The sequence below is a fragment of the Streptomyces sp. NPDC029526 genome (genome assembly GCF_040637405.1).
GTDB lineage: Bacteria > Actinomycetota > Actinomycetes > Streptomycetales > Streptomycetaceae > Streptomyces.
Map to the genome: position 1 here is coordinate 135,245 of NZ_JBEZWE010000002.1, position 24,725 is coordinate 159,969.

Sequence of the window (24,725 nt, forward strand, 5' to 3'; positions counted from 1 at the left end):
GGGCCGGTGCCTGTGGAAAACTCCGGGCCTGTCGGCGCGGACGCCTATCGTGGACGCAGTGGTCGAGGGACGACGCACGGGGGACGGGTCGATGGGCGGGATGGGCGGTATCGCCGAGATGGCAGTGACGGAGAGCGAGGCGCGGGCCACGCTGCACCGGGTGTTCGGGTACGACGCCTTCCGGGGCGAGCAGGAAGCCGTGATCGAGCATGTGGTGGCGGGCGGCGACGCCGTGGTGCTCATGCCCACCGGTGGCGGCAAGTCGCTGTGCTACCAGATCCCGGCCCTGGTCAGACCGGGTACGGGCGTGGTCGTCTCCCCGCTGATCGCGCTGATGCAGGACCAGGTGGACGCCCTGCGGGCGCTCGGGGTGCGCGCCGGGTTCATGAACTCGACGCAGGACTTCGACGAGCGCCGGGTGGTCGAGGCCGAGTTCCTCGCCGGGGAGCTGGACCTGCTGTACCTGGCGCCGGAGCGGCTGCGGCTGGAGGGCACGCTGGACCTGCTCTCGCGCGGCAAGATCTCCGTCTTCGCGATCGACGAGGCGCACTGCGTGTCCCAATGGGGACACGACTTCCGCCCGGACTACCTCATGCTGTCGCTGCTCGGCGAGCGGTGGCCGGACGTGCCCCGCATCGCGCTCACGGCCACGGCCACCCACGCCACCCACCGGGAGATCACCGAGCGGCTGGGCATGCCGGACGCCCGGCACTTCGTGGCCAGCTTCGACCGGCCCAACATCCAGTACCGCATCGTCCCCAAGGCCGACCCGAAGAAGCAGCTGCTGCAGTTCCTGCGGGAGGAGCACGCCGGGGACGCGGGCATCGTCTACTGCCTCTCCCGCAACTCCGTGGAGAAGACCGCCGAGTTCCTCTCGCGCAACGGGGTGGAGGCGGTGCCCTACCACGCGGGGCTCGACGCGGGGACGCGCGCCGCGCACCAGGCACGCTTCCTGCGGGAGGACGGCCTGGTGGTGGTGGCGACCATCGCCTTCGGCATGGGCATCGACAAGCCCGACGTCCGGTTCGTCGCCCACCTCGACCTGCCCAAGTCGGTCGAGGGCTACTACCAGGAGACCGGGCGCGCGGGGCGTGACGGCCTGCCGTCCACGGCGTGGATGGCCTACGGGCTGAACGACGTCATCCAGCAGCGCAAGCTGATCCAGACCGGCGAGGGCGACGAGGCGTTCCGGCGCCGGGCCGCCCAGCACCTGGACGCGATGCTCGCCCTGTGCGAGACGGCCCGCTGCCGGCGAGGCCAGCTGCTCGCCTACTTCGGCCAGGAGCCCGGCGGGGAGGCGTGCGGCAACTGCGACACCTGCCTCACCCCGCCGGAGACCTGGGACGGCACGGTGGCGGCGCAGAAGGTGCTGTCCACCGTGGTGCGGTTGCAGCGCGAGCGCGGTCAGAAGTTCGGCGCGGTGCAGATCGTGGACATCCTGCTCGGGCGGCGCACGGCCAAGGTCATCCAGTTCGACCACGACCAGCTGTCCGTGTTCGGCATCGGGGAGGAGCTCGACGAGGGCGAGTGGCGGGGCGTGGTCCGCCAGCTGCTGGCCCAGGGCCTGCTCGCCGTCGAGGGCGACTACGGCACGCTGGTGCTGACGGAGGCCAGCGGGGCGGTGCTGCGGCGCGAGCGGGAGGTCCCGCTGCGCAAGGAGCCCAAGCGGGCGCCCACGGCGCGGACGAGAGGCTCCGGCTCCGGACGGGGCGGGCGCGCGGCGGCCGCCGCCGCGGAACTCCCCGAGGAGCTGGTCCCGGTCTTCGAGGCGCTGCGCTCCTGGCGGGCGGAGCAGGCCCGGGAGCAGGGCGTCCCGGCGTACGTCATCTTCCACGACGCCACCCTCCGGGAGATCGCCACGGCCCGGCCCACGTCGGTCGCCGAGCTGGGAGGGATCAGCGGGGTCGGCGAGAAGAAGCTGGCGACCTACGGCGAGGGGGTGCTGGAGGTGCTGGCGGGCCTGTCCGCCTCATCGGACGTTCCGTCGGGCGCCGCGTCGGACGTCTCGAGGGCCGACGCCCCGGCCGGACGCGGCACGGCTTCCCGCGAGGCCGTCGCCGAGGGGCCTGACGACCTCTGGCCCGAGGAGGAGCCGGAACCCGACCCCTGGGAGTGACCTCCCTGGGAGTGACCTCCCTGGGACCGGACCGGACCGGACAGGGCCGGACAGGGCCGGGCAGGCGGCCCTGCGCGGGCCACGGGCGCGGTGAGGGCCGCCCGGCGCCGGCCCGGCGGTCCGGTGTCGGCCGACGGCCCGGCGTCGGCCCGGCGGCTCGGTGCTGGCCCGGCGGTCCGGTGTCGGTTGTCGTCCTCGACTACGGCAGCGCGGTGAGGCCCGGCGCGAAGGTGATCAGCAGGGGCACCAGGGGCACCAGGGCCGCCGCCGTCGTCGTCAGGGCGCGGTCACGGCGGCCGAGGCGGGGCGGCGGCTGCAGCAGGCGGTCGACGCGCTCGCCGAGCAGGCGGTGGCTGGAGGCGCAGGACAGGACCCCGCGGTGCTGGTTCAGCTCGATCAGGGCCAGGGCCGTGGTCAGGTGGCCGCAGCGGCGGGAGGCGGTGTCGTCGGCGGCCAGCTCGACCAGCCGGTGGGTCTGGTCGCAGAAGTGCGCGAACAGCGGGACGCGCGGGAAGCCGGTGGCCAGCGCGGTGGACAGGTGCAGCAGCCAGTCGTGGCGGGCCCGCGCATGCCCCCGCTCGTGGGTGAGGACGGCGTCGAGCTGGTGGTCGGTCAGACGGTGCAGGGCACCGGTGGTGACGATCAGCCGGGACGGACTGCCCGGCATCCACCAGGCGTCCGGGTACTCGTCCTCCAGCACCAGCAGCGGTCCCTGCCTGTCGGGCAGTCCGGCGGGCAGGTCGGGGGCCCGTTCCCGCAGGTGTGCGCGGGCCCGGGAGCGGCGCCGGCGGGTCTCGAACAGCTCCCGCGCGAGCATCGCGGTCGTCCAGGCGGCCCCGCAGGCCAGGAGCACGGTGAGGACGACCGCCCAGGCAGGTGCCGAGGACAGGTCGTAGGCCGCGGTCACGGCGGGCGGGGCGGGCGCGAAGAGCTGCGCGCGGACGGTGCCGAACACCGCGGCGGCGCCGAGGGCGAGGGCGGTCACGCAGCACAGCAGGACGGTGGCGACCAGGCACTGCCACACCCACAGGCCCACCACCGGTTCCCGTTCCGGCCACGTCGCCCGGGTCAGCGCCCGGGGGACGGGGACGGCGGCCGTCACGGCGACGAAGCTCAGCAGGAGCAGGCAGACGGTCATGCCACGGACTCCGGATCCTGTCGGAAGAGGGCGGCTCGGGACACGGCGGGAGGGCGCGCGGGGCGGGCGCGCCGGTTCCCCTTGCGTGTCGCCGGGACCGTCCGCACCGCCCGCCGCCCAGTATGACGCGGCGGCGCGGTGCGGGGGGAGGGGTCGGCCGGTGCGGCGCCGGACCGGTGGCGCACCGGCCGACCCCGACCCCTGCGAAACGGTTCTCCCGTCAGGACGGCGTGGGGACCACCCGGCCGGTGACCTCGCCGAGGCCGACCCGCACCCCGTCGGGGCCGGGCGCCCAGGCGGTCAGGGTCACCTCGTCGCCGTCCTCCAGGAACGTCCGCTTGCCGTCGGGCAGTTCCAGCGGGTCGCGGCCGTTCCAGGTCAGTTCCAGCAGTGATCCGCGTTCCCGCTCGGCGGCCCCGCTCACCGTGCCGGAGCCGTACAGGTCGCCGGTGCGCAGCGACGCGCCGTTCACCGTCATGTGGGCGAGCTGCTGGGCGGCCGTCCAGTACATGGTGGAGAAGGGCGGCTCGGAGATCACGTGGCCGTTCAGGGCGACGGTGATCCGCAGGTCGTAGCCGCCGGGTTCCTCGTCCCGGTCGTCCAGGTAGGGGAGCAGGGCGTGGGTGCGCTCCGGGGGAGCCGTCCGGGCCTCGTCCAGGGCGTCCAGCGGGGTGATCCACGCGGACACGGAGGTCGCGAAGGACTTGCCGAGGAACGGGCCCAGGGGGACGTACTCCCACGCCTGGACGTCGCGCGCGGACCAGTCGTTGAGGAGGCACAGGCCGAACACGTGGTCGCGGAAGGCGCCGAGTGGCACCGGACGCCCCTGCTCGGACGGCACGCCGACGACGAATCCGACCTCGGCCTCGATGTCCAGCCGGACGGACGGGCCGAAGACCGGGGCGTCGTCGGCGGGCGTCTTGCGCTGGCCCGCGGGACGCACCACCTCGGTGCCGGACACGACGACGGTGCCGGACCGGCCGTGGTAACCGATCGGCAGGTGCTTCCAGTTGGGCGTGAGCGAGTCCGGGGCGTCGGGGCGGAACATCCGGCCCACGTTCCGCGCGTGGTTCTCCGAGGCGTAGAAGTCCACGTAGTCCGCGACCTCGAAGGGCAGGTGCAGGGTCACCGCGGACAGGGGGTGGAACAGCGGCTCGACGGTCTCCCGGTGCGCGGGGACGGTCACCCACGCGGTGATCGCCCGCCGGACGTCCGACCAGGCCGTACGGCCCGCCGCCAGCAGGGCGTTGAGCGTCGGGCGGGCCAGCAGGGAGGCGTACGGGGAGCCGAGCGCGCGGGCCGCGGCTCCGGCGTCGAGGACGTGGTCGCCGAGCCGGACGCCGACGGTCCGCTCCGACGAACCGGGGGGCGAGAACACGCCGTACGGCAGGTTGTGCGGGCCGAAGGGATCGCCCTCGGGGACATCGAAGGGGGGCATCGGGTGCTGCCTCGCTTTCGTGTGCGCAGTGCTCCACGTGTCCGTGGCCGTGCCACACGTTACGGGGGACACCCGCCTCTTGGGCAGGGCCGTCCCGGTGGCCGGGCGACCGGCGGGGTGACGGACGGGGTGACGGGCGGGGTGGCGAGCCGGGAGCCGGCGGGCCGGCGGGCGGTGACGGGCAGCGTCGCGAGCGCGTGGCGCGGGCGGGTCGGCGGGCGGCGGCGAGCCTGGCACGGGCGGGCCGGCGGACGGTGACCGGCACGGTGGCGAGCAGGTACGGGAGGGACGGCCGGCGTCCGGTGGCGGCGGGCAGGGCGCGGGTGGAACGCGTACGGCGGCGGGCGGAACGCGTACGGCGGCGGGCGGAACGGCGTAGGGCGGCGGGCAGGGCGGGGGCGGAACCGCGGACGGTGATGAGCAGGGCGCGGCGGCCGGCGGGCGGGCGCGTTCCGGAGTGTCCGCGACACCACTCGCGTACCGGGCGTCATCCACAGGACGCGACGCAATCTTGACGGAGCGGTGCGAACGGGGTGACTCTGGGCGGGTGCCGGAAGGACTCGGGGAGGGGGCCTTCCGACGGCACCTCAGGGGGGCGGATGGCCATAGGGGAGGCCGGTCCGGGTTCGGTGCGTGCGGGTGTCCGGCCACGAGAGCTGGAGGAGATCCTGCGGGCCCGGCTCGGCCGGGAAAGCGTGTACATGCCGTCGTGCCGGCTCGGGCTGTACGTGGCGCTGCGCCACTGGTGCCCGCCCGGCGGCCGGGTGCTGATGTCGCCGGTCAACGACGACGTCATCCTCTTCGTGGTGCTGGCCGCCGGACTGCGTCCGGTGCAGGCGCCGCTCGACCCGTTCGACGGGTCCCTCGACGTCGGCGCGGTGCCCGACGACGTCTGGGGTTCGCTCTCCGCCGTGCTCACCACGAACCTCTACGGCAACCCCGACCCGGCGCCGGAACTGCGCGCCCGGTGCGCGTCGCTGGGCATCCCGCTGATCGAGGACGCGGCCCACGCCATCGGAAGCGAGACCGGTGGCCGGCCGGTCGGGGCCTGGGGCGACGCGTCGGTCTTCAGCCTGTCCAAGCACGTCGGAGCCAAGGCGGGCGGCCTGCTCGCGGTCGCCGACCCGGGCCTCGCCGACGCGTTCCGCGCGGCCCGCGACGACCTGCTCCTCCCGCGCCGCTTCCGGTCCGAACTCGCCTACGCCGTCCGCCCGTACGCGGAGGCGGCGGTGCGGCGGCTCGGGCTGCGCCGGGCCGCCTGGGCCACGCTCGACCTGCTGGGCCTGACGGAACGCGAGGGCATCCGGATGCCCCTGCGCCCCGAGGAGCTGAGCCGCGCCGCGGCCACCGCGCCGGACCTCGGCGCCCACGACCCCTGGGTCCGCGTCGACCTGCACGACTACCGGCTGGAGCCGGGCCCCGCACGGCTGCGCCGCATCGGGCGGCGGCTCGCCCGGCTCGACGAGATCCTCGCCGCCCACCGGGCCGGCACCGCCACGCTGCTCGCGTCCCGTTGGGCCCGCCCCCGAGCGGACGGCGCGGTGCAGCCGCTGTTCCGGGTCCCACTGCTGGTGGCGGACCGGGACGCGGCGCGGGCGGCGCTGGCCCGCCGCGGCATCGTCGTCGGCTACCTCTACGACCCGCCGCTGGACGACTACGCCGGTCCCGCGTTCACCGACCCGTCGCCGGCGCCCGCGGCGGCCCGCTGGTTCGCCCGGCACGCGCTGCCCGTCGACCCGCTGCGGGCCCGGGAGGCCCTGGACGTGCTCCGGCGGTCCGGCATCCCGCCCGCCGAACCGCCGCGGGCGCTCACCCGCCGGCCCGGACCGGCACCGGGGGAGCGGGACACCGGTGGCTGAGACCCGGGTGCACGAGCCCGCCGCGGTGCGCCGCGGCGGCAGCCGGCCGGAGCCCCGGCCGGGGGCCGCGGGCGGCTCCGACTCGCTGTTCAAGAACGCCTACTTCCTCATGCTCAGCACCGGGGTGTCGGCCGTCCTCGGTCTCGGCTTCTGGCTGGTCGCCGCGCGCTACTACTCCGAGGACGCCGTCGGCCAGGGGTCCGCCGCGATCGCCGCGATGCGGCTGCTCGCCAGCATCACGGCCACCACCATGATCGGCGCCGTGGTGCGCTTCGTCCCCCGGGCCGGGCGGGAGACCGCACGTCTCGTGTGGGGCGTGTACGGGGCGAGTTCGCTGGTCGTCGCCCTGGCGGCGGGCGTCTTCCTGCTCACGCTCGACCAGTGGGGCGCCTCGTACGCACCCCTCGGCACGCTGTCCGCCGGAGCCCTGTTCGTGGCGGCGTGCGTGGCGTGGGCGCTGCTCACGCTCCAGGACGGGGTGCTGACCGGGCTGCGCAGGGCCGAGTGGGTGCCGGCCGGCAACGCCGTGTTCTCCGTCGGCAAGCTGGCCCTGCTGGCCGTCTTCGCCGGGGCGATGCCGGTGCTCGGCATCTTCGTCTCCTGGGCCGTGGCGATCGCCTTCTCCACGCTGCCCCTGGGCTGGCTGATCTTCCGCCGTCTCATCCCGCGCCAGGCCGCCGCCGACCGCGACGTGGAACCGCCCGGGCTGCGGACCATGGGGCGCTTCCTGGCAGGTGACTCGCTGGGCGCGCTGTTCAGCCTGGCGATGATCAACCTGCTGCCGGTGATGGTCGCCGTCCGCTTCAGCGCAGCCGAGAACGGCTACTTCTACGTCGCCTACACCGTCGGCGGCACCATGGAGTTCATGGCCATCAACATGGCCTCCTCGCTCACCGCGCACGCCTCGCACGACCCGCGCCGGCTCGCGGACGGCGTGCGCGGGGCGCTGCGGCGGATGGGCCTGCTGCTGGTGCCGGTGGTGCTGGTCCTGGTCGTGTTCGCGGAGCAGATCCTCACCCCGTTCAGCCCCGAGTACGCCGAACACGGCTCCACCGTCCTGCGGTTGCTCGCTCTCGGGGCGTTGCCCCGGGTCGTCGTGGAGCTGTACATCGGGGTCCTGCGGGTGCAGGGCCGCACCGGTGTGCTCGCCGCGCTCCAGGGGGCGATGTGCGTCCTGGTCCTGGGCAGCGCGGCCGTGCTGTTCACCCCGGCGGGGATCTCCGGCGCGGGCTGGGCGGTGCTGGGCAGCATGTCGCTGATCGCGGTCGTCTCGGTGTTCGGCCTGCGCTCGGCGCTGCGCCCCGGGCCGGGCGGCCCGACGGACCCGCCGCCCCCCGCCCCTGTCTACGGCACCCGCTGGGCCCGGCTGAACGCCACCGCCGGCTACGGCACGAGCTGGGCCCGCCGGGCCGCGTACGGGGGCGGGGGCCCGGATGGGGGAAGGGGCCCGGGTGAGGGCGGCGGCGCCGCCGGGAGCGGCCGGAAGGCCGGGGGCGAGGACACGGTGTCGCTGTTCATCGGCACCCCGGGCTACGAGCGCGAGGCGCTCCGGGTGGACACGCCGGCCTTCGTCGTTCGTCAGCAGCAGCAGCAGCAGCAGCCGAGGCCGGGCGGGGGCCCCTCCGGGGCGGACGGTCCGCAAGCGGCGACGGGGGAGAGGGCGCCCTCGGACGCGCACCCGGGGGGCCGGTCACCGGCGGACGGGTCACCGGCGGACGCGGGTGCCGCGGACGCGGTGCCCATGGACGCGGTGCCCATGGACGAGGTGCCCATGGACGCGGTGCCCGCAGATGCGGCGCCCGCAGGTGGGCCGGGATCGAGTCCGGTGGACTCGGGCGCGGTGGACTGGGGTGCACGGGACTCGCGCTCACGTGGCTCGGGCCCACGGGTTTCAGGCCCACGGGGCTCGGATTCACCGGGCGTGGGCGGCCCGGCCGACACGGGGGCGGACGGTGGCGAGGACGGGGCCCGGGGCCTGGACGGGACCGAGGACGCGGGCTGGGTGGTCCGCGACGGAACCGAGGGCGTGGGCGAGACGGTCCTGGGCGACGCATCGTTGATTCCGCCCGTCCGGTCCGCCCCGCCCAGCGGGCTCGCCTCCTGGGAGCGCGAGGCCCCCGCCGAAGTGAGCAGCGCGCCCTGGGACGAGGTGGCGCCCGCCGCGCCCCTCCGGACATCGCCCCCTGCGTCCCCTTCCGTTCCCGTCCCCGGCGCCGGTACGGGTCCGGCGTCCGGCCCCGCCCCCACCGACCCCGACCGGCTCCTCCGGCGCGCCCTCTGGGGGGTCCTCGGCCTCGGCACGCTCGTCTTCTGGTACTCCGTGCGCGCGTCGGCCTGGCTCGGTGGCCCGTCGCGCGACGCCCTCACCGGGCAGGACCTGCTGCACGAACTGCCGCTGCCCGCGCTGGCCGCCGGGGGAGTGCTGCTCCTGGTCTTCGTCGCCTCGGTGACCCTGTGCCTGCGTCCGGCGCCCCGGCTGGCCGGTGCCGCACTGGGCTCGGCGCTGGTGGCGCTGCACGCCGCGCCCATCGCTCTGGGACGGGAACCGCGGCCGGCGGAGGGGCCCCTGTACTCGGAAGCGGCCGGGCTCGTCGCGGACGCGGTGGGGCTCGACGGCACCGGACCGCTGCTGCGGTGGACGCCGGTGGTCTGCACGCTGCTGTGCCTCGTCCCGCTGTGGCAGCTGCTCGGGTGCCTGGGCGGACGGCTGTCGTGGGCGAGGCGCTGGGGAGTCCTGTACCTCGTCGCGGTGGGCGGCTGGGTGTGGCAGGGGGCGCTCGCGTCCGTCGCGCCGGTCCTGCTGCTCGTCCTCGTCCTGCTGGTGCCCGTGGTCCGTGCCGTGGCGGACTCGGCCCTGCCCGGCCACGCGCTCCGCCTGCTCCGTCCGCTGCGCCCGCACCACCGGGACGTCACTCGTGGAGCCCCGCCCGACACCGGTCGGCCGCCCGGCCCGCCCGGCCCGCCCGGCCCGCCGGAGCCGCACGGTCCGCCCGGTCCGTCCGGCCCGCCGGGCTCACCGGAGCCGCCCGGCCCGTCCGAGGGCTGAACAAGGGGACCGCACAAGAGGACCGCACAAGAGGACCGAGCAAGACGTCAGCGCCAGAGCCGAACCGTCAGGGGGGAACCACCGTGCGTCCGCCAGCAACTCCACGCGAGAGATCCGGGCCCGAACCCGCACCGGAGGAGACCTCGGTGCCGGCCCCCGCCGCCGGTACCCCGGCAGGGCGGTCCACGCCGGCCGTGGACGGGTCGTCCGACGGTCCGGCCGTGAGCCGCTCCCGCCCGTCCCGGAAGCCGGCGGGCCCTGATGCGGCGGGCCACGGGGCGTCGAGCCCTGGTCCGTCGAGCCCTGGTCCGTCGGGCCCGGAGGCGTCGAGCCCCGAGCGCGAACCCCTCGAACCCGGGGACCCCGTGACGGATCTGGCCGACCTTCCGCCCCTGTGGTCCGGGCGCCGTGTCCTCGCCGCCTGGCCCCTCGTGCCGTTGACCGTGGCGCTCGCCCTGTGGGCGTACGCGGTGCGGCACACGGACGTGTCGGCCCTCGACGACTTCGGCCTGGTGACCGCGCTGCACCCGGCGTTCTGGGCCGGCCTCGCGGTGCTGACCGCGGGCTTCTGGCTGACGGTGCGCCGTCCCGGGCGCCGCGGCGGCTGGCCGGCGGCGTACGTGCTGGGCCTGCTGGTGATGGAACGGGCCACCCAGGCCGTGCTCTACCCGACGCCGTTGTACGCGTGGGCGTGGAAGCACGACGGTGTGGTCGACCACCTGCTGACCGCGGGCGGGCTGCAGAGTGCGGCCGAGGTCGGCGACATGGCGGTCTACGACCAGTGGCCCGGCTTCTTCGCCGCCCAGGCCGCGCTGGTGCGCCTGCTGGGCGTGGACTCGGCGGCGATGTACATGGCGTGGTGGCCGTTGGCGTCGAGCCTGATGCTGCTGCTCCCGCTGCTGCTGGTCTACCGCACCTTCACGGAGGACCGGCGGCTGATCTGGACCGGGGTCTGGCTGTTCTTCGTGGCCAACTGGGTGGGCCAGGACTACTTCTCCCCGCAGTCGGTGGCGTTCGCGCTGCACCTGGGGGTGCTGGCGGTGGTGCTGCGCCGGTTCGGCCGCACCGGCGGAGCCCGGCGGCAGGGGCAGGCCGTGTGGACGGCGGTGCTCGTGGTGATGGTGACGACGATCGTGATCTCCCACCAGCTCACCCCGGGCATGCTGGTGGTGTCCCTGCTCGCGCTGTGCCTGCTGCGCCGGTACCGCGACTGGGTGCCCGTGGCCACCACGGTCGTGCTCTTCCTGGCGTGGTGTCTGACCGCCGCGCTGCCCTTCCTGTCCGCCGCGCTGCCGGACATGATCCGTTCGGTCGGTGACGTCGGCGGCAACGTGGCGACCGGGTACGGCACCACGCCGACCGGCACCGGGGCGGTCGCCACCTCGTGGGCCGCCCGGCTGCTCTCAGGCTCGGTCCTGCTGCTGGCGGCGGCCGGGCTGTGGCGGCAACGGGAGCTGCGGCACCGGGCGATGCCCCTGGTGCTCATCGCGGCGGCGCCCCTGCCGATGCTGGTGGCGAGCAGCTACGGCAGCGAAATGATCTTCCGGGTGCTGATGTTCATGCTGCCCGGTGCCGCGTTCTTCGCCGCGGCGGCCCTGCTGCCGACGGTGCGCGCGCCGGGCGTCGAGGCACCCGCCGGGCCGCCGCGGGCAGCAGGCGTCCGGGAGAGGTCCGCCGTGCGCCGCCGGCTCGCCGGGTGGGGAACGCCGGCGGTGCTCCTCGTCACGACGCTGGCCTTCGTCCCGAGCTACTCGGGGAAGGACCGCGTCAGCTACTTCCCTCCGCAGGAGGTGGCGCTCGTGCGGCAGGTCTTCGCCGAGGCGGCCGAGGGCTCGCTGGTCGTCGCCGCCAACCGCAACTACCCGCTCGCCTACGCCTCGTACGGGGACATCGACCACTACTGGTACCTGGACGACGAGCGGTCCCACATCGACCGGATCGTGGCCGACCCGGCCGCCACCCTGGCCGCGGACCTGGCCGGCGTGGAGAGCCCGGCGACCGCCTATCTCCTTTTCACCCAGGGGCAGTTCGCCCACTCCGAGATGAACGGGCAGCTCACCCGCGAGCAGTTGACCGGCATCGAACGGGCGGTGGCGGCCTCGCCCCGCTTCCGGCTCGTGGCGGAGAACGGCGCCGGGACGGTCTACGCACTGCGCGGCGAAGGAGGAACGGAGTGATGACACCGCAGGAACTCGTCGTCCGGATGCTGCCGCCGTTCGGCGGCTGGCTGGCGCTGGCCTCGCTCGAGCTGCCCGGAGGGTCACCGCTGCGCGGCGCGGCCGTCGTCGCGTTCCTGGCGGCGGGTCCGGGGGCGGCCCTGGTCACGGCCTGTGCCCCGGCGCTGGGCGAACGGTCCGCCGAGGGGCCCGTCGACGCGCGTGACCCGCGCTTCGCCCGCCACTCCGACCTGCTGGAGCGGCTGATGCTGGTGGTCTTCATCAGCGTCGGCGCGGTCATGATCACCGCCACCGTACTGATCGCCACCCACACCTTCAGCGCCCAGCGGGTGCTGCTGGCGCTGACGGTGCTGACGACGCTCGCCGCGTTCTGCCCGCGACCGGGCGGTTCGCCCCCGACGCCCCGGACACGGAAGGGTTCCGCTCTGTGAGGTTCGCCCGCCACCCCGCCCGCCACCCCGCCCGCCACCCCGCCCGTCACCCCGCCCGTCACCCCGCCCGTCTCCTCCACCGCGTCACCGCCGCCCTGCGGGACGCCCGGGCCACCGCCGGGCCTGGCTCCGACGGCCACCCCGCGGGGGCTGGTACCGACGGTCACCCCGCGGGCAACGCCGAGGAGGGCCGCCGCGCCGGCTCCGCCGAGGAGGGCCGCCCCGCCGACCTCGGCCCCGGCGGGCCCGTGGTGGCCCGCTCCGGCCCCGGTTCCGGCCGTCACCGCGTGTCGAGGGCCCGGCCGAGGTGGCCGCGCCGGCGGCTGCTGCTCACGTCGGCGGTGGTCGTCGGCGCCGTCCTGGCCGCGCTGCTCGCCCTGCGGAACGCCTCAGGACCGGCGGGCGGGACGGACGCCTCCGCCCGGGAGGAGTGCCGCCCGACCGCACTGCTGGAACCGCCGTGCGGTGCCTGGTTCGGCGCCTTCGTGCCGCACGAACGGCACACCCTGGAGCGGGAGGTCGCCGCCTACGAGAAGCGGGTGGGCCGGAGGCTCGACATCGTGTACACGTACCACGACATGTCGCTGCCCGAAGGCACCCGCCGGGAGGGGCAGTTGCTCAGCCCGGAGGAACAGGCCGTCGGTGAGGACCGCATGCTGCTGCTCTCCTGGGAGAGCAAGTGGTGGGGCGGGACGAAGCAGCAGCAGCCCACGTGGAAGCAGATCGCCGCCGGTGAGCTGGACGAGACCGTCATCGACGTCCAGGCCCGGCGCATCAAGGACTACGGGGAGCGCACCGGCCGGAAGGTGTTCCTCTCCTTCGACCTGGAGATGGACACCCGCACCCCGGACAACGGCACCCCCGAGGAGTACGTCGCGGCGCACCGGCACATCCACGACCGGTTCCGGGAACTCGGTGTCGACAACGTGGTGTGGACGTGGATCATCACCGGCTACCTCGGCCACGCCGACCTGTTCGAGCGCATGTACCCGGGCGACGCGTACGTCGACTGGATCGGTTACAACCAGTACAACTACTACCGCTGCCACCGGACGGAATGGCGGAGCTTCGCCCGGACCCAGCGGGCCACGCACGCCTGGATACGGGCGAACATCTCGGACGACAAACCGCTGATGCTCTCCGAGTTCGGCAGCGCCACCGACACGTCCCGCCCGGACCGCCAGGCCGAGTGGTACGCCGAGGTCCCCGGGGTGCTGAAGAGCCTGGACGGCGTCAAGGCCGCCCTCCAGTGGAACCACCGGGACCCCGGACCGCACTGTGACCTCGCCCTGTCCGGCGACGCGTCGTGGGACAGCCTGCGCGAGGTGGTGGCCGACCCGTACCTCAACCAGCCGGTCAGGTGACCCGGCGGCGGTCCGGCTCCCGTCCCGGCCTCTCGGTCCCGCTCGCCCGGCCTCCGGTCGGCCCCGCTCGCCCGGCCTGCCGCCCGCCCCGCTCGCCCGGCCTCCGGTCCGCGTCCCGTGCCCGGTCACGGCGGCGCCCGGCCCGCGGCGCGCCTGCCGCCCCGCTCTTGCCGTCCCCGTCCTGCCGGACCGGGTCAGCCCGCGAACTCCGGTCCGCGCACCGCCGCCCGGGCCCGCCGGTACCAGCGCCAGCCGAGCGTCCTCGGGCCGTCGCGGTAGGGCGCGACCCGCGCGCCCCGGCCCGCCAGCCAGCCCTCGACGTCGGCGAGCGTGTGGGTGCGCCGGACGATGAGCCGGGCGATGCGGTACGGCTCGTCCCGGCCCGAGCTGAGCGCGTGCCGCACCGCGGTGGCCGTCTCGTATCCGGCGCGGGCCGTCATCGCCCGGACCCGGGGGCTGTTGTAGCCGTGCGGGTAGGCGAGGTGGGGCACCGGGTGACCGAGGGCGTCCTCCAGTTCGGCCCTGGAGTCGGCCAGTTCGGCCCGGAGCCGGCGGGTGGGCAGGGTGTCCAGCTGGGCGTGGGTCACGGTGTGGCTGCCGACCTCCATGCCCGCGGCCTCCAGGTTCGCCACCTGGTCCAGGCCCATCATCGGCCCGGGCGGCAGCAGGCTCCCGCCGCCCGTGGCCAGGGCGCCGGTGGTGAGGTAGGCGGTGGCGGGCAGGGACCTGGCGGCGAGCGCCTCGGCGGTCGGGCCGGGCAGGTCGGCGAACCCGTCGTCGAAGGTGAGCAGCACCGGCCGGGGCGGCAACGGGGCGCGCCCGGCGAGGTGGTCGGCGAGGGCGCTGATGGTGACGGGGGTGCGGCCGCTGTCCACCACGGCGTCCAGGTGCGCGGCGAACTGGCGCGGAGTGACGGTGAACTCGGCGATCCAGTCGGGCGGGTCGTCCATCACGGCGTGGTAGAGGAACACCGGCACGGCCGGGCCCCCGCCGGACCCGGCCGCGACCTGCGCGGTGTCCTCCGGGCGCGGTCCCCCCGCACTGGCCCGCTGGGGCGACGCCGTCATCGCGTTCTCCTCTCCGCAGCCGCAGCCGCAGCCGCAGCCGCAGCCGCACCCGTGTCCGTACGCGCACCCGCGGGCGTGCCCGCAGCCGCAGTCGCAGCCGCGTCCGTATCAGTGCCCGTATGCGCAGCCGTGTCCGTACCCGCAGGCGTGGCCGCACCGGTAGTGGCACCCGTAGCAGCATCCGTAGCACCACCCGGGCCCGCGTCCGACGTGCCGTCCCGGGAGCCCCGCAGCGCGCGCCGGGCCCGGAGGTAGCCGACCGGTCCGTACAGCATGCCCCGCCGCTGCAGCCGGGACAGCCGGCGCGGCCAGGGATGGGTGCGGGCGTCGTGGGCGCCGGGGGTGCCGCCGCCGTCGGTGTCCCGCACGGCGGTCAGGGACCGGGCGTGGGCCAGCCCGCCGGGCAGCCGGGCGAGGAACGCGGGCAGCAGCGCGGGACGGTTGACCAGGACGGCGGTGAGGTAGGCGGTGAGCCCGGCGCCGTAGCCGTACGCCTGGGTCTCCAGGTCGGCCCAGGTCTCCCGGTGGTGGTGCCAGACCAGCGCGTACGGCGTGTAGTGCAACCGGTGCCCCTGGGAGAGGACGCGGACGAACCCGTACAGGTCGTCCCCGCCGCGGGCGGCCGTGCCGGCGCCGGTGGCCGGGTCGAAGCCGCCCGCCTCCCGCAGGGCCCCGGCACGGAACGCCATGTTGGCCCCCGAGCCGAACCGGCCCGCGGTGAACGGGAACAGCGGCTCGTCGCGGGGCGGGTCCCACGGGTCGTAGGTGACCGGCGCGAAGCCCTTGGCGAAGCCGCCGTGGCTCTCCAGCAGCACCTGCGCGGGCGTCCGCAGCCGGGCGGGCAGGATCAGGCCGGTGGTGCAGCCGAGCCGGGGGTCGGCGGCGAAGGGGGCGGTCAGCTCGGTCAGCCAGCGGGGGTCGGCGACCACGTCGTCGTCGGTGAAGGCGACGACCTCGCCCCGCGCCCGCGCGAGCCCGGCGTTGTGGGCGACCGCGAGTCCCGGGACCGGCTCGCGCACGTAGCGCACGCGCTCCCCGTACGTACCGTGCACCAGGTCGTGTGTCGCGTCGGTCACCGGGGCGTTGTCGACGACGACGACCTCGAACCGGGGGTGGTCCTGGGCGAGCAGGGAGTCGAGCGCCCGGGCCAACTGCCTCGCGCGCTCCCGGGTGGCCACGACGACCGTCGTGTACGGCGCTGCCGCCTCCCCGTCCCCGGCCACCTCCCCGCCCCTGGCAGCTTCGCAGCCCCTGGCAGCTTCGCAGCCCCCGGCAGCTTCGCCGCCCCCGGCGGCTCCGCCGTCGCCCGCCGCGGAGACGGCCCCGTCCGCGGCAGCCGGCCGCCCGGGCCCCGCGTCGACGGCCCTCCCGGCCGCCGCGGCGCCGGCCGGCACCGCCTCGCGGGCGAGGCGGGCCAGGACCGCCTTCGGGTCGGCCCCCTCCGGGACGTGCCCCAGCAGCGTCCCGACGGGCCGGCCGTCGCGGCGGACCAGGGCGAACACCTCGCCGGGCCCGACCGCCGGGCCGCCCGGGCCGGGTCTCAGGTCCGCCTCGGTGCCGCGCAGGTCCACCTCGGCGACCTGCACCGCCCCGATGGCCAGGAAACGGCGGATCTCCTCCCGGGCGGTGCGTGTTCTGCCGGACGGTGTTCTGCGGGACATGGGTCCCCCTCCCTCCTCAGGAACGGCGCAGCCGGCCCGCGCCCCGCAGGGTTCGCGAGGCCAGCGACGCCAGGCGCGGGCGGGCGCGGACGAAGCCGTGCGCGCGACGCACCGGCTCGCGGCTCAGCCGGTGCAGCGCCGCTCCCGCGCCCGGACGGGTCACCGCCCCTTCGTGGACGGCGAGTTCGCCGGTCTTCAGCGAGTCCTTGTACTCGGCCCGGCCGCGCCCCATGTCGAGCAGGCCCACGCCCACGGCGGCTGCCGCCTCCGCCATCCGCAGGTGCAGCACCAGCCCGGGCGAGTACTTCGCGAACTCCGGATCGTAGGCCGGGAACCAGCAGGCCAGCACCGAGGCGGAGCGCAGGCCGAAGTGGGCGGCGACGGGACGGTCGCCGGCGTGGAGGACCGACAGCGTGCCCGTGCACTGCTCGGCCCGGGTCTCCGCGAGGCGGGCCACCAGCCGGGCGATCCACTCCTGCGCGAACCGGTCGCGCCGGCCCGTCCTGCGGTACTGCGCCGACTTCCACTCCATGAGCGTGCGCAGCGCGGCCGGGTCGCGTTCGTCGAGGACGAACCGGACCGGACCGACCTGGCGGCCGAGCCGGCGCTCCTTGGCCAGCGTGGTCTTCAGGAACTTCGGCGACTGCGTGCGCAGCACCGACTCGTAGGTCTCGTAGCCCTTCTCCACGTCGATGACGTAGGTGGCGTGCTCCTCGGCCGCGTACGGCACGAACAGCGGCTGGTCCGCCTCCAGGTTGTCGAAGGCGAAGCTGGACAGGGAGCAGGCGCGCAGCAGTTCACGGGCGTCCGGGACCGCCCCCGGCGCCAGGATCGCTCCCTGGCAGTCCGACACCCCCAGCCCGATCGCCCGGCCCTGCCCCCACGGCCCCCGTTCGTACGGCAGGAAGCCGGCCGGCTCCGCGCCCTCGTACACCACGGCGACCCGGGCCCGCGGCCGGACCCGTCCGACGGCCGTGGTGAACTCCGGTTCCATGAACGGATTGCGCGGTGTGTCCGCGGCGGCGCGCAGGGCACGCCACCGTTCCCTCTCCCCCTCGCCGAGCTCCTCCGGCCTCAGCACACGCGTGCGTCCACTGTTCACCCGACCCCCCGATCAAGTCCCCCCTGGACCCTTGGAAGGTACCGCCGGGGACCGATGGCCGGTAGGTGGCGTCCTGCCCTTTTTGCCACCTGGTGCACAAACCGTCGACGACCGGGCACGCTCCGGGGCGGTCGGTCCGGGGCCGTCGGTCCGAGGCGGTCGGTCCGGGGCGGTCGGTCCGGAGCCGTCGGTCCGGGGCCGTCGGTCCGGGCACGCTCCAAGACCGTCGTACCGGGCGGCGGGCGGCGGGCGGCGGGCGGCCGGCCCTGCGGGGCGGGGTGGTCGGGCGCGCGCAGCCGGCCCGACGGGGCGGTCGGGCGCGTGCGGCCGGGGTGGCGCGCGGTGGCGGGGCGGGGCGGATGCGAGGAGCGGGGGGCCCGACGTGGTGAATGGGGGGCGTGCGCTGTCCGTATTCTCTGATCATGGCCGCACCCACCGCATATTCACTCATCGCCACCGACCTGGACGGGACGCTGCTGCGCGGCGACGACACCCTGTCGGACCGGACCCTCGCCGCGCTCGCGCAGGCCACGCGGGCCGGTGCCCGGCATCTGGTGGTGACGGGACGGCCGGCCCCCCGGGTGCGCCCCCTCCTGGAGGACCTCGGCTGCACGGGGCTCGCGGTGTGCGGGCAGGGCGCGCAGGTGTACGACGCGGGGACGGACCGGCTGCTGTGGTCGGTGACCCTGGACCGGGAGCTGGCGGAGACCGCGCTCGGCAAGATCGAGGCGGAGACGGGGGAGGTGTACGCGGCGGTCGACCAGGACGGGGTCGACGGGCTCACGCTGATCGAGCCGGGTTACCGGATGCCGCATCCCACGCTGCCCGCGGTGCGGGTGGAGCGGCGCTCGGACCTGTGGGCGCGGCCGATCAGCAAGGTGCTGCTGCGCCACCCGGTGCTGTCCGACGACGAGCTGGCGGCGACGGCCCGTTCGGTGATCGGCTCGCTGGCCACCGTCACCATGTCGGGGCCGGGCACGGTGGAGCTCCAGCCGTGCGGGATCACCAAGGCGACCGGCCTGGCGCTGGCGGCCGGGCACCTGGGCCTGAGTCCGGCGGACACCCTCGCATTCGGTGACATGCCCAACGACATCCCCATGTTCGACTGGGCGGCCCGAGGTGTCGCGATGGCCAACGCCCACCCGGAGCTGAAGGCGGTGGCCGACGAGGTCACCACGACGAACGAGGACGACGGCGTGGCCGTCGTCCTCGAGCGACTGTTCGGCGGGGGGCCGGTGCCGCACGTGCCCCAACACGTGCCGCACCCGTCCGCCCCGGGTGTCCCGTCCCCGCCCGCCGCGGGGAGGGTGGTGGCTCAGTACGCCCCGAAGACGTTGTCGATGGAGCCGTAGCGGTCGGCCGCGTAGTTGCAGGCCGCCGTGATGTTGGCGACCGGGTCGTACGGGTCGTAGACGGTGCCGGGCACGTGGTAGGCGGCGAAGGTCGGGTCGATGACCTGGAGCAGGCCCTTGGACGGGGTGCCCTTGGCGGCGTTGGAGTCCCACAGGTTGATGGCCTGCGGGTTGCCCGAGGACTCGCGGATGATGTTGCGGTGGATGCCCTCGTAGGAGCCGGGGATGCCGTGCTGGGCCATGACGGACAGCGACTCGCGGATCCAGCCGTCGAGGTTGTTCGGGTACACCGTCGCCGCGGTGGCGGCGGCCGGGGTGGCCGCCGCGGCGTTGGAGGCGCCGAACAGCGGCAGGGCGGCCACGGCGACGCCGGTGCCGGCCACGGCGAGGGTGCGGGCGAGACGGCGACCGCCGAAGCGGCGGAGCTGACCGGATGCAGGCATGTCTGTGTTCCTCTCCTACGCCTGCGAGGTGAGCTGTCGGGTTCGGACGGGAGAGTGTCCGGCCGTGCCCCTGCGGGCACGGCTTCACCCCGAGCCGTTCCGGCGCGTGGCCGTCCCGGCGACTTACCTGGGTCCCCCGCTCCTGCCGTGCGTGAGTGAGTTCGTCGATGGGTGGTGCGGGCGGCGGCAGGATTCGGCGTCCGCCCGGCGGCCCGGAACGTATGCGAGAGCACACGCCGGGAACAAGTGCGGCCGTCACGGTAAACGCTGCTTGATCTTGACATGGGCGGTTTGCGCCACTTGATCCTTTGCGGTCGCCACGGCCCAACTCGCCACGGGGCAACGGGGAACCGGCGGCTCGCGCCCGTCGTCCCTCTGTCGGGTGGCGCGTGACCGACCTCACGGGCCGGGGGCCGTCGGAGCATTTCACGCCAAGGGGAATTCGCTTGGTAATTGCGGCAAATCGGGCGTCGGGACGGGCAGGATGGTGCGCATGTCGAGGAGTGGCCCGGAGTGCGCAGAGATTCGCCCCGGAAAGTCGGAAAATGTTCCCTGTTGTCATCCGATCGAAAACGGGCCGGTCCTGATCGTCTCCTGCCCGGCCCGTATCCCCGGGCCCTGGCGGTGATCGAAACATGACCGGATACGCTGACTTGAGTGATGGCAGCGACCTATCGACAAACCGTGTAAACGCCAGTGGACACCAGCAGACAGGAGACCCCTCGTGACCGTCGTCGGGCCGTTCGGGCTGAGCGTGCGGGACCAGGCTCTGGAAGCCGATGTCCAGGCCGGGATGACGGCTGTCGAGGAAGGGCTGCTCGAGGCCACCAAGAGTGAGGTCCCCTTCATCACGGAGGCCGCCCAGCACCTGGTGCGGGCCGGCGGGAAGCGGTTCCGGCCGCTGCTGGTGATGCTCTCCGCCCAGTTCGGCGACCCCTACGCGCCCGGCATCGTGCCGTCGGCCGTGGTGGTGGAGCTGACCCACCTGGCCACGCTGTACCACGACGACGTGATGGACGAGGCCGCCGTGCGGCGCGGGGTCCCCAGCGCCAACACCCGCTGGGGCAACTCCGTCGCCGTCCTCACCGGCGATTTCCTCTTCGCCCGGGCCTCGCAGATCCTGGCCGACCTCGGCCCCGAGGCCGTCCGCGTGCAGGCCGTGGCGTTCGAGCGGCTCGTCACCGGGCAGATCCTGGAGACGGCGGGCCCGCAGGACGGCCGGGACCCCGTGGAGCACTACCTGGACGTGCTCGGCGGCAAGACCGGCTCCCTCGTCGCGGTCTCCTGCCGGTTCGGCGCCATGATGTCCGGCGCCGACGACACGGTCGTGGACGTGCTCACCCAGTACGGCGAACGCCTCGGCGTCGCGTTCCAGCTCGCCGACGACGTCCTGGACATCGCCTCCGACTCCCACGAGTCGGGCAAGACCCCGGGCACGGACCTGCGCGAGGGCGTCGCCACCCTGCCGGTGCTGCGCCTGCGCGAGCGGGCGGCCCGGCTCGGACTGGCCGACGACCTCGCCCTGTGCGAACTGCTCGACTCCGACCTCACCGACGACCGCCGGCACGCCGAGGCGCTGCGCCTGCTGCGCGCCCACCCCGCCCTGGAGCAGGCGCGCCGGGACACCGTCCGCTACGCCCAGGAGGCGCGCGCCGTGCTGGCCCCGCTGCCGGAGTGCGAGGCGCGGACGGCCCTGACGGAGCTGTGCGACGCCGTGGTGCACCGGGCGGGCTGACCCCCGGCCCGGACCGGCCGCGTGCGGTCCGGCACCGTGGTGCGCCGGGCGGGCCGGCCCCGGCCCGGACCGGCCGCCGCGTCCCGCCCCCGACGACCCCTACTGGTAGGCGGACCCGTGGCGCCCCGATGTCATACCCCAGCAGTACACGGAGTTGGGTCCGCGGTCTGACGCATCCTCCGCTGCGGTTTGGTCAGATGGAACACGACGGACATCACCAGTCCTCACCGATTCGGGTGAGAACGGCGGCTCGGGGTGAACAGGTGCGCAGCACGCGACGCAGGCCGCCGCCGACCAGGAGGTAAGGCACACATGGCACCGAACGCATCCGACGACCAGACGCCCGCGGAGCCGGCCGTCGAGCCCGGCCCGGCCCGTCGCAGGGCCGCCCGGTACGTCGTCCCGGTCACGGTGATGGGGGTGGCGGCCGCGACCATCGGGCTGGTGCCCGCCATCGCCAGCTCCGGTGACCCCGACCTGCCGGACATCACCGCCGCCCAGCTCATCGAGAAGATCGCGAAGTCGGACGTGGAGCAGCTGTCCGGCACCGTGAAGGTCACCACCGACCTCGGCCTGCCCGACCTCGGAGGGCTGGAGAGCAGCCTCACCTCCGGTGCCCTCGGCCAGGGCGGGGACGGATCCTCCGCCGACCCGTCCGCCAAGCTGACCGAGCTGGCCTCCGGTACCCACACGCTGCGCGTCGCCGCCGACGGCCCGGAGCGGCAGAAGCTGTCCCTCCTCGACGGCTCCGACGAGTACAGCCTCATCCACAACGGCAAGAACGTCTGGGGCTACGACAGCAAGTCCGACGAGGTGTTCCACGGCACGGTCGACGAGCAGCCCGGCGGGGAGCGCGGCGAGCACCAGCCGCCCGCCACCCCGAAGGACTTCGCCGAGGAGGCCCTGAAGGCGGTCGACGACACCACCTCCGTGACCGTGGACGGCACCGCCCAGGTGGCCGGTCGGGACGCCTACAAGCTGGTCGTCAAGCCCCGGCAGTCCGGCTCCACGGTCGGCGCGATCAGCATCGCCGTGGACCACGAGACCGGCATGCCGCTGAAGTTCACGCTCACCCCGGCGAGCGGCGGCGCGGCCGTCGTCGACGTCGGCTTCACCAAGGTCAGCTTCGCCCGGCCCGCCGCGTCGACCTTCGACTTCACCCCGCCCGAGGGCGCGAAGGTGACCGAGGAGGGCGCACTGGAGAAGCAGGCGGAGCGGCACGCCGGCAAGGACTCCGACCGGCCCGGGAAGGCCCCGAAGTCCGAGGAGGACCTCGGCAAGGGCCTCGACGGCATGAAGGTCCTCGGCGAGGGCTGGAACTCCGTCGCCACCTTCGACACCGGCGACCCGGGCCTGCCCGCGGGCGGCACCGGCAGCGACCTCGACGGCTTCCTCGGCTCCCTCGGCGACCAGGTCAAGGGCGAGTTCGGCACCGGCACGGTGTTCAGCACCCGCCTGGTCAACGCCCTGATCACCGAGGACGGCACCGTCTACGTCGGCGCGGTCACCAAGGACGCCCTGGTGAAGGCGGCCGACGGGGCGAAGTAGCCCCACACGGGGCCGAGGCGGGCGGCCCTACCGGGACGGTCGGCGCCGAGGGCCGTGGGTCCGCCGGGGGCCGTCGGCCCGCGTCACCTGGTGTTTCCAGCCCGCCGTGACCGGCCCTCCCAGCCCGCCGGGACCGGTCCTGCCAGGCCGTTCCGGCGGGCTTCGCCGTCGGCGCGGCGGCGGTACCGAGCGCTCCGCCGCCCTGACCCCCCGGGGGACCGGCACCACCGTTGCGCCGGGGCGCCGGCGGCCCTCCACAGGTGCCGCCCGCACCTCCGTGCCCGCCCGCGCCCGCACCTACGTGCCCGCCCGCGCCCCCGCCTACGTGCCCGCCCGCGCCCCCGCCTACGTGTCCGCCTCCGCCTACGTGTCCGCCTCCGCGCGCGGCCGACCGTCCGCCTCCGCCGCCTGTGCCACGGCCAGCAGCAGGTCCTCCCGCCCGTGCGGAGCCACCACTTGCAGGCCCGCCGGGCAGCCGTCGGTGCCGAATCCGGCCGGGAGGCTCGCCGCCGGGTGCCCGCTCAGGTTGAACGCCCAGGTGAGGGCGGTCGAGTAAACGTCCCCGGGGCCCTCGTGGCCGTGCGGGGCGGTCGGCGCCGTGGGCGTGAGCAGCAGGGGGGCTTCGGCGAACACGCGGGCCAGGCGCGCGTCGTTCTCCCGCCGGAGCGCCCCGGCCCCGGCCGTGCCGTCGTCCGTGGGGGCGGCCGCGCCCCCGGCCGTTCCGGTCCGGCCGGTCCGCAGGGCGAGCCAGGCGGGGGCGGGGTCCAGGAGCCGGGGCGGGACGCGCGGCTCGACCAGCCGGACCACCCCCGCGTCGACGAGCCGCCGCACCGCACTCCGGGCGAGCGCGACCGGCTCGGGATCGGGGTCGGCGAACCCCAGGTCGGGCGACCAGACGGCGTCCACGGGGAACCTCGGCGGTACGGGCGGGACACCCCGGGTGCCCGGGGCCGCCGAGCCTTCTCCGTACGGGGCGAACGGGCCGAGGACCGGTGAGGACCGGTGGCCGCCGGGCGGGGACCCGTCGCAGTTCGTGCCGGTCACGGTCCCGCCGTGGCCCGGGGCCGCGGACACCACCTGCCACCAGAGCGCCGCGTCCCGTGCCGTCCGCGCGAGGACCCCGGGCGCCGCCAGGCCCGTACGGTCGGACGACGGGAGGCGGCCGTTGGTCACCTTGAGGCCGACCACCCCGCACCAGGCCGCCGGCAGGCGCACCGAACCGGCCCCGTCGCTGCCCGTCGCCAGCGGGACCAGCCCGGCCGCCACCGCCACCGCGGCACCGGCCGAGGAACCGCCCGGAGTGCGGTCGGCGCGCCAGGGGTTGACCGTGCGGCCGTGGGCGCCGCGCCCCCAGGTCTGCCAGGGCGGTCCCGGCCCCGGAACCGACGTGGTGCCGACCACGACGGCACCGGCGGCCGACAGGGGACCCGCGGCCCGCATCCCGTGCCGCCCCTTCACGGCGATCGGCACCCCGGCCAGCGGCAGGTCCGTGGGGGAGCCGTGCGCGAGAGGACTCCCGGTGCCGTGCGCGCGTGCGCGCTCCGCGGCCACCTGTGCGTCCACGTCCGTCACCTGCGGGTCATGCGCGGTCACCCGGGCGTCCGTGTCCGTCACCCGCGCTCGCCCCGCCGCCACCCGTGCGTGCGCCTCGGCCACCCGCGCGTCGACCTCCGCCGCCCGTCGCAACGCCTCGTCGGCCCACACGTCGAGGAACGCGCACAGCTCCGGATCGGCCCGTTCGACGCGTTCCAGCGCCCCCGCCACCACGTCGACCGCCCGCACCCGGCCCTCCCGCACGGCCCGCGCGATCTCCCCGGCCGTGTCGGGCGACTCGCCGGCCAGGAGTGGCAACGCCCCGCCCGAGGTGCCGAGGGGGCCGTGCGCATCGGTGGGACGGCCCGTCCCCGTCACCGACGCACCGTCGCCGGGTGCCGGTCGCTGCCGCATGTCGGTCCCGTACCCTCCGTCGCCGGCCGCTCCCGCCATGCCCCTCCCCGCTCCCGCCCCGCTCGTCCCCGCTGCTCCATGCCCCTCCCCATTCGTCCCCGCTCCTCCATTCCTCTCCATGCCCCTTCATGCCCCTTCGTGCCCGTCCCCGTCCTTCCCCTCCGCTTCTTCGTAGGCACCCGCTCGACCGGGCGTGCCGATCGTGTCGCGGTCCCACGAGCCCCGGTGGCCCCCTCACGCCTCGCCGGATCCCCTCGCCACACCCGACGCGAGCCCGGCACGGGGGCGGACGGTCGTTGGG

The 24,725-nt window shown here is 75.4% G+C and carries 16 protein-coding genes and 1 riboswitch; of the genes, 9 read left to right on the top strand and 7 right to left on the bottom strand.

Annotated features, from left to right (window positions below):
* The first annotated feature begins 91 nt into the window (after nt 1-91).
* A complete protein-coding gene (gene recQ / locus AB0F01_RS06190) occupies nt 92-2,116 on the top strand; it encodes a DNA helicase RecQ (RefSeq protein ID WP_362092437.1) in 2,025 nt (674 codons plus the stop codon).
* 199 nt (nt 2,117-2,315) lie between these two features.
* On the opposite strand, the gene AB0F01_RS06195 is transcribed toward recQ, so the two are convergent.
* Nucleotides 2,316-3,254: a M56 family metallopeptidase gene (locus AB0F01_RS06195; protein WP_362090470.1), complete on the bottom strand. Its 939-nt coding sequence runs from the start codon at nt 3,252-3,254 to the stop codon at nt 2,316-2,318.
* Nucleotides 3,255-3,474: 220 nt separating this feature from the next.
* Nucleotides 3,475-4,692 carry a fumarylacetoacetase gene (gene fahA / locus AB0F01_RS06200; protein WP_362090472.1) on the bottom strand — a complete coding sequence of 406 codons (1,218 nt, stop codon included), beginning with the start codon at nt 4,690-4,692 and terminating at the stop codon, nt 3,475-3,477.
* Nucleotides 4,693-5,291: 599 nt separating this feature from the next.
* Between fahA and AB0F01_RS06205 the strand changes: the two genes are divergently transcribed.
* The 5 genes from AB0F01_RS06205 to AB0F01_RS06225 all read left to right on the top strand — a co-directional run bounded on the left by AB0F01_RS06205 (nt 5,292) and on the right by AB0F01_RS06225 (nt 13,569).
* Nucleotides 5,292-6,551, top strand: coding sequence for a DegT/DnrJ/EryC1/StrS family aminotransferase (locus AB0F01_RS06205; RefSeq protein WP_362090474.1), 1,260 nt, complete (start codon nt 5,292-5,294; stop codon nt 6,549-6,551).
* 109 nt (nt 6,552-6,660) lie between these two features.
* Nucleotides 6,661-9,597: a lipopolysaccharide biosynthesis protein gene (locus AB0F01_RS06210; protein ID WP_362092440.1), complete on the top strand. Its 2,937-nt coding sequence runs from the start codon at nt 6,661-6,663 to the stop codon at nt 9,595-9,597.
* Between the two features lie 365 nt (nt 9,598-9,962).
* Nucleotides 9,963-11,774, top strand: coding sequence for a glycosyltransferase (locus tag AB0F01_RS06215; protein WP_362090476.1), 1,812 nt, complete (start codon nt 9,963-9,965; stop codon nt 11,772-11,774).
* Nucleotides 11,774-12,205 carry a hypothetical protein gene (locus AB0F01_RS06220; RefSeq protein ID WP_362090477.1) on the top strand — a complete coding sequence of 144 codons (432 nt, stop codon included), beginning with the start codon at nt 11,774-11,776 and terminating at the stop codon, nt 12,203-12,205. The genes AB0F01_RS06215 and AB0F01_RS06220 overlap by 1 nt, the downstream gene beginning before the upstream one ends.
* Entirely contained in the window at nt 12,202-13,569 is a 1,368-nt protein-coding gene (locus tag AB0F01_RS06225; RefSeq protein WP_362090479.1) for a glycosyl hydrolase, read from the top strand. Before AB0F01_RS06220 ends, AB0F01_RS06225 begins: the two co-directional genes overlap by 4 nt.
* Before the next feature lie 194 nt (nt 13,570-13,763).
* Here the strand turns inward: AB0F01_RS06225 and AB0F01_RS06230 are convergent, their stop codons facing one another.
* From AB0F01_RS06230 to AB0F01_RS06240, 3 genes are all read right to left on the bottom strand, one after another.
* The gene (locus AB0F01_RS06230; RefSeq protein ID WP_362092443.1) at nt 13,764-14,519 is read right to left on the bottom strand and encodes a polysaccharide deacetylase family protein; all 756 of its coding nucleotides are present in this window, start codon (nt 14,517-14,519) and stop codon (nt 13,764-13,766) included.
* A gap of 113 nt (nt 14,520-14,632) precedes the next feature.
* Nucleotides 14,633-16,297, bottom strand: a complete 1,665-nt coding sequence (locus tag AB0F01_RS06235) for a glycosyltransferase (RefSeq protein WP_362090481.1) — start codon at nt 16,295-16,297, stop codon at nt 14,633-14,635.
* 16 nt (nt 16,298-16,313) lie between these two features.
* Complete coding sequence (locus tag AB0F01_RS06240) at nt 16,314-17,378, bottom strand: GNAT family N-acetyltransferase (protein ID WP_362090483.1); 1,065 nt, start codon at nt 17,376-17,378, stop codon at nt 16,314-16,316.
* Nucleotides 17,379-17,821: 443 nt separating this feature from the next.
* On the opposite strand from AB0F01_RS06240, the gene AB0F01_RS06245 reads away from it, so the two are divergent.
* Nucleotides 17,822-18,751: an HAD family hydrolase gene (locus AB0F01_RS06245; protein WP_362090485.1), complete on the top strand. Its 930-nt coding sequence runs from the start codon at nt 17,822-17,824 to the stop codon at nt 18,749-18,751.
* Here AB0F01_RS06245 and AB0F01_RS06250 read toward each other — a convergent pair.
* Nucleotides 18,715-19,194, bottom strand: a complete 480-nt coding sequence (locus AB0F01_RS06250; protein ID WP_362090487.1) for a transglycosylase SLT domain-containing protein — start codon at nt 19,192-19,194, stop codon at nt 18,715-18,717. The genes AB0F01_RS06245 and AB0F01_RS06250 overlap by 37 nt on opposite strands.
* Before the next feature lie 5 nt (nt 19,195-19,199).
* A riboswitch (cyclic di-AMP (ydaO/yuaA leader) is annotated at nt 19,200-19,362 on the bottom strand.
* A 556-nt stretch (nt 19,363-19,918) separates the two neighbouring features.
* Here AB0F01_RS06250 and AB0F01_RS06255 point away from each other — a divergent pair.
* Nucleotides 19,919-20,929, top strand: a complete 1,011-nt coding sequence (locus AB0F01_RS06255) for a polyprenyl synthetase family protein (RefSeq protein WP_362090489.1) — start codon at nt 19,919-19,921, stop codon at nt 20,927-20,929.
* A 312-nt stretch (nt 20,930-21,241) separates the two neighbouring features.
* Entirely contained in the window at nt 21,242-22,477 is a 1,236-nt protein-coding gene (locus tag AB0F01_RS06260; protein ID WP_362090491.1) for a sigma-E factor regulatory protein RseB domain-containing protein, read from the top strand.
* A gap of 363 nt (nt 22,478-22,840) precedes the next feature.
* On the opposite strand, the gene AB0F01_RS06265 is transcribed toward AB0F01_RS06260, so the two are convergent.
* A complete protein-coding gene (locus tag AB0F01_RS06265) occupies nt 22,841-24,424 on the bottom strand; it encodes an amidase (RefSeq protein WP_362090493.1) in 1,584 nt (527 codons plus the stop codon).
* Nucleotides 24,425-24,725: the final 301 nt, after the last annotated feature.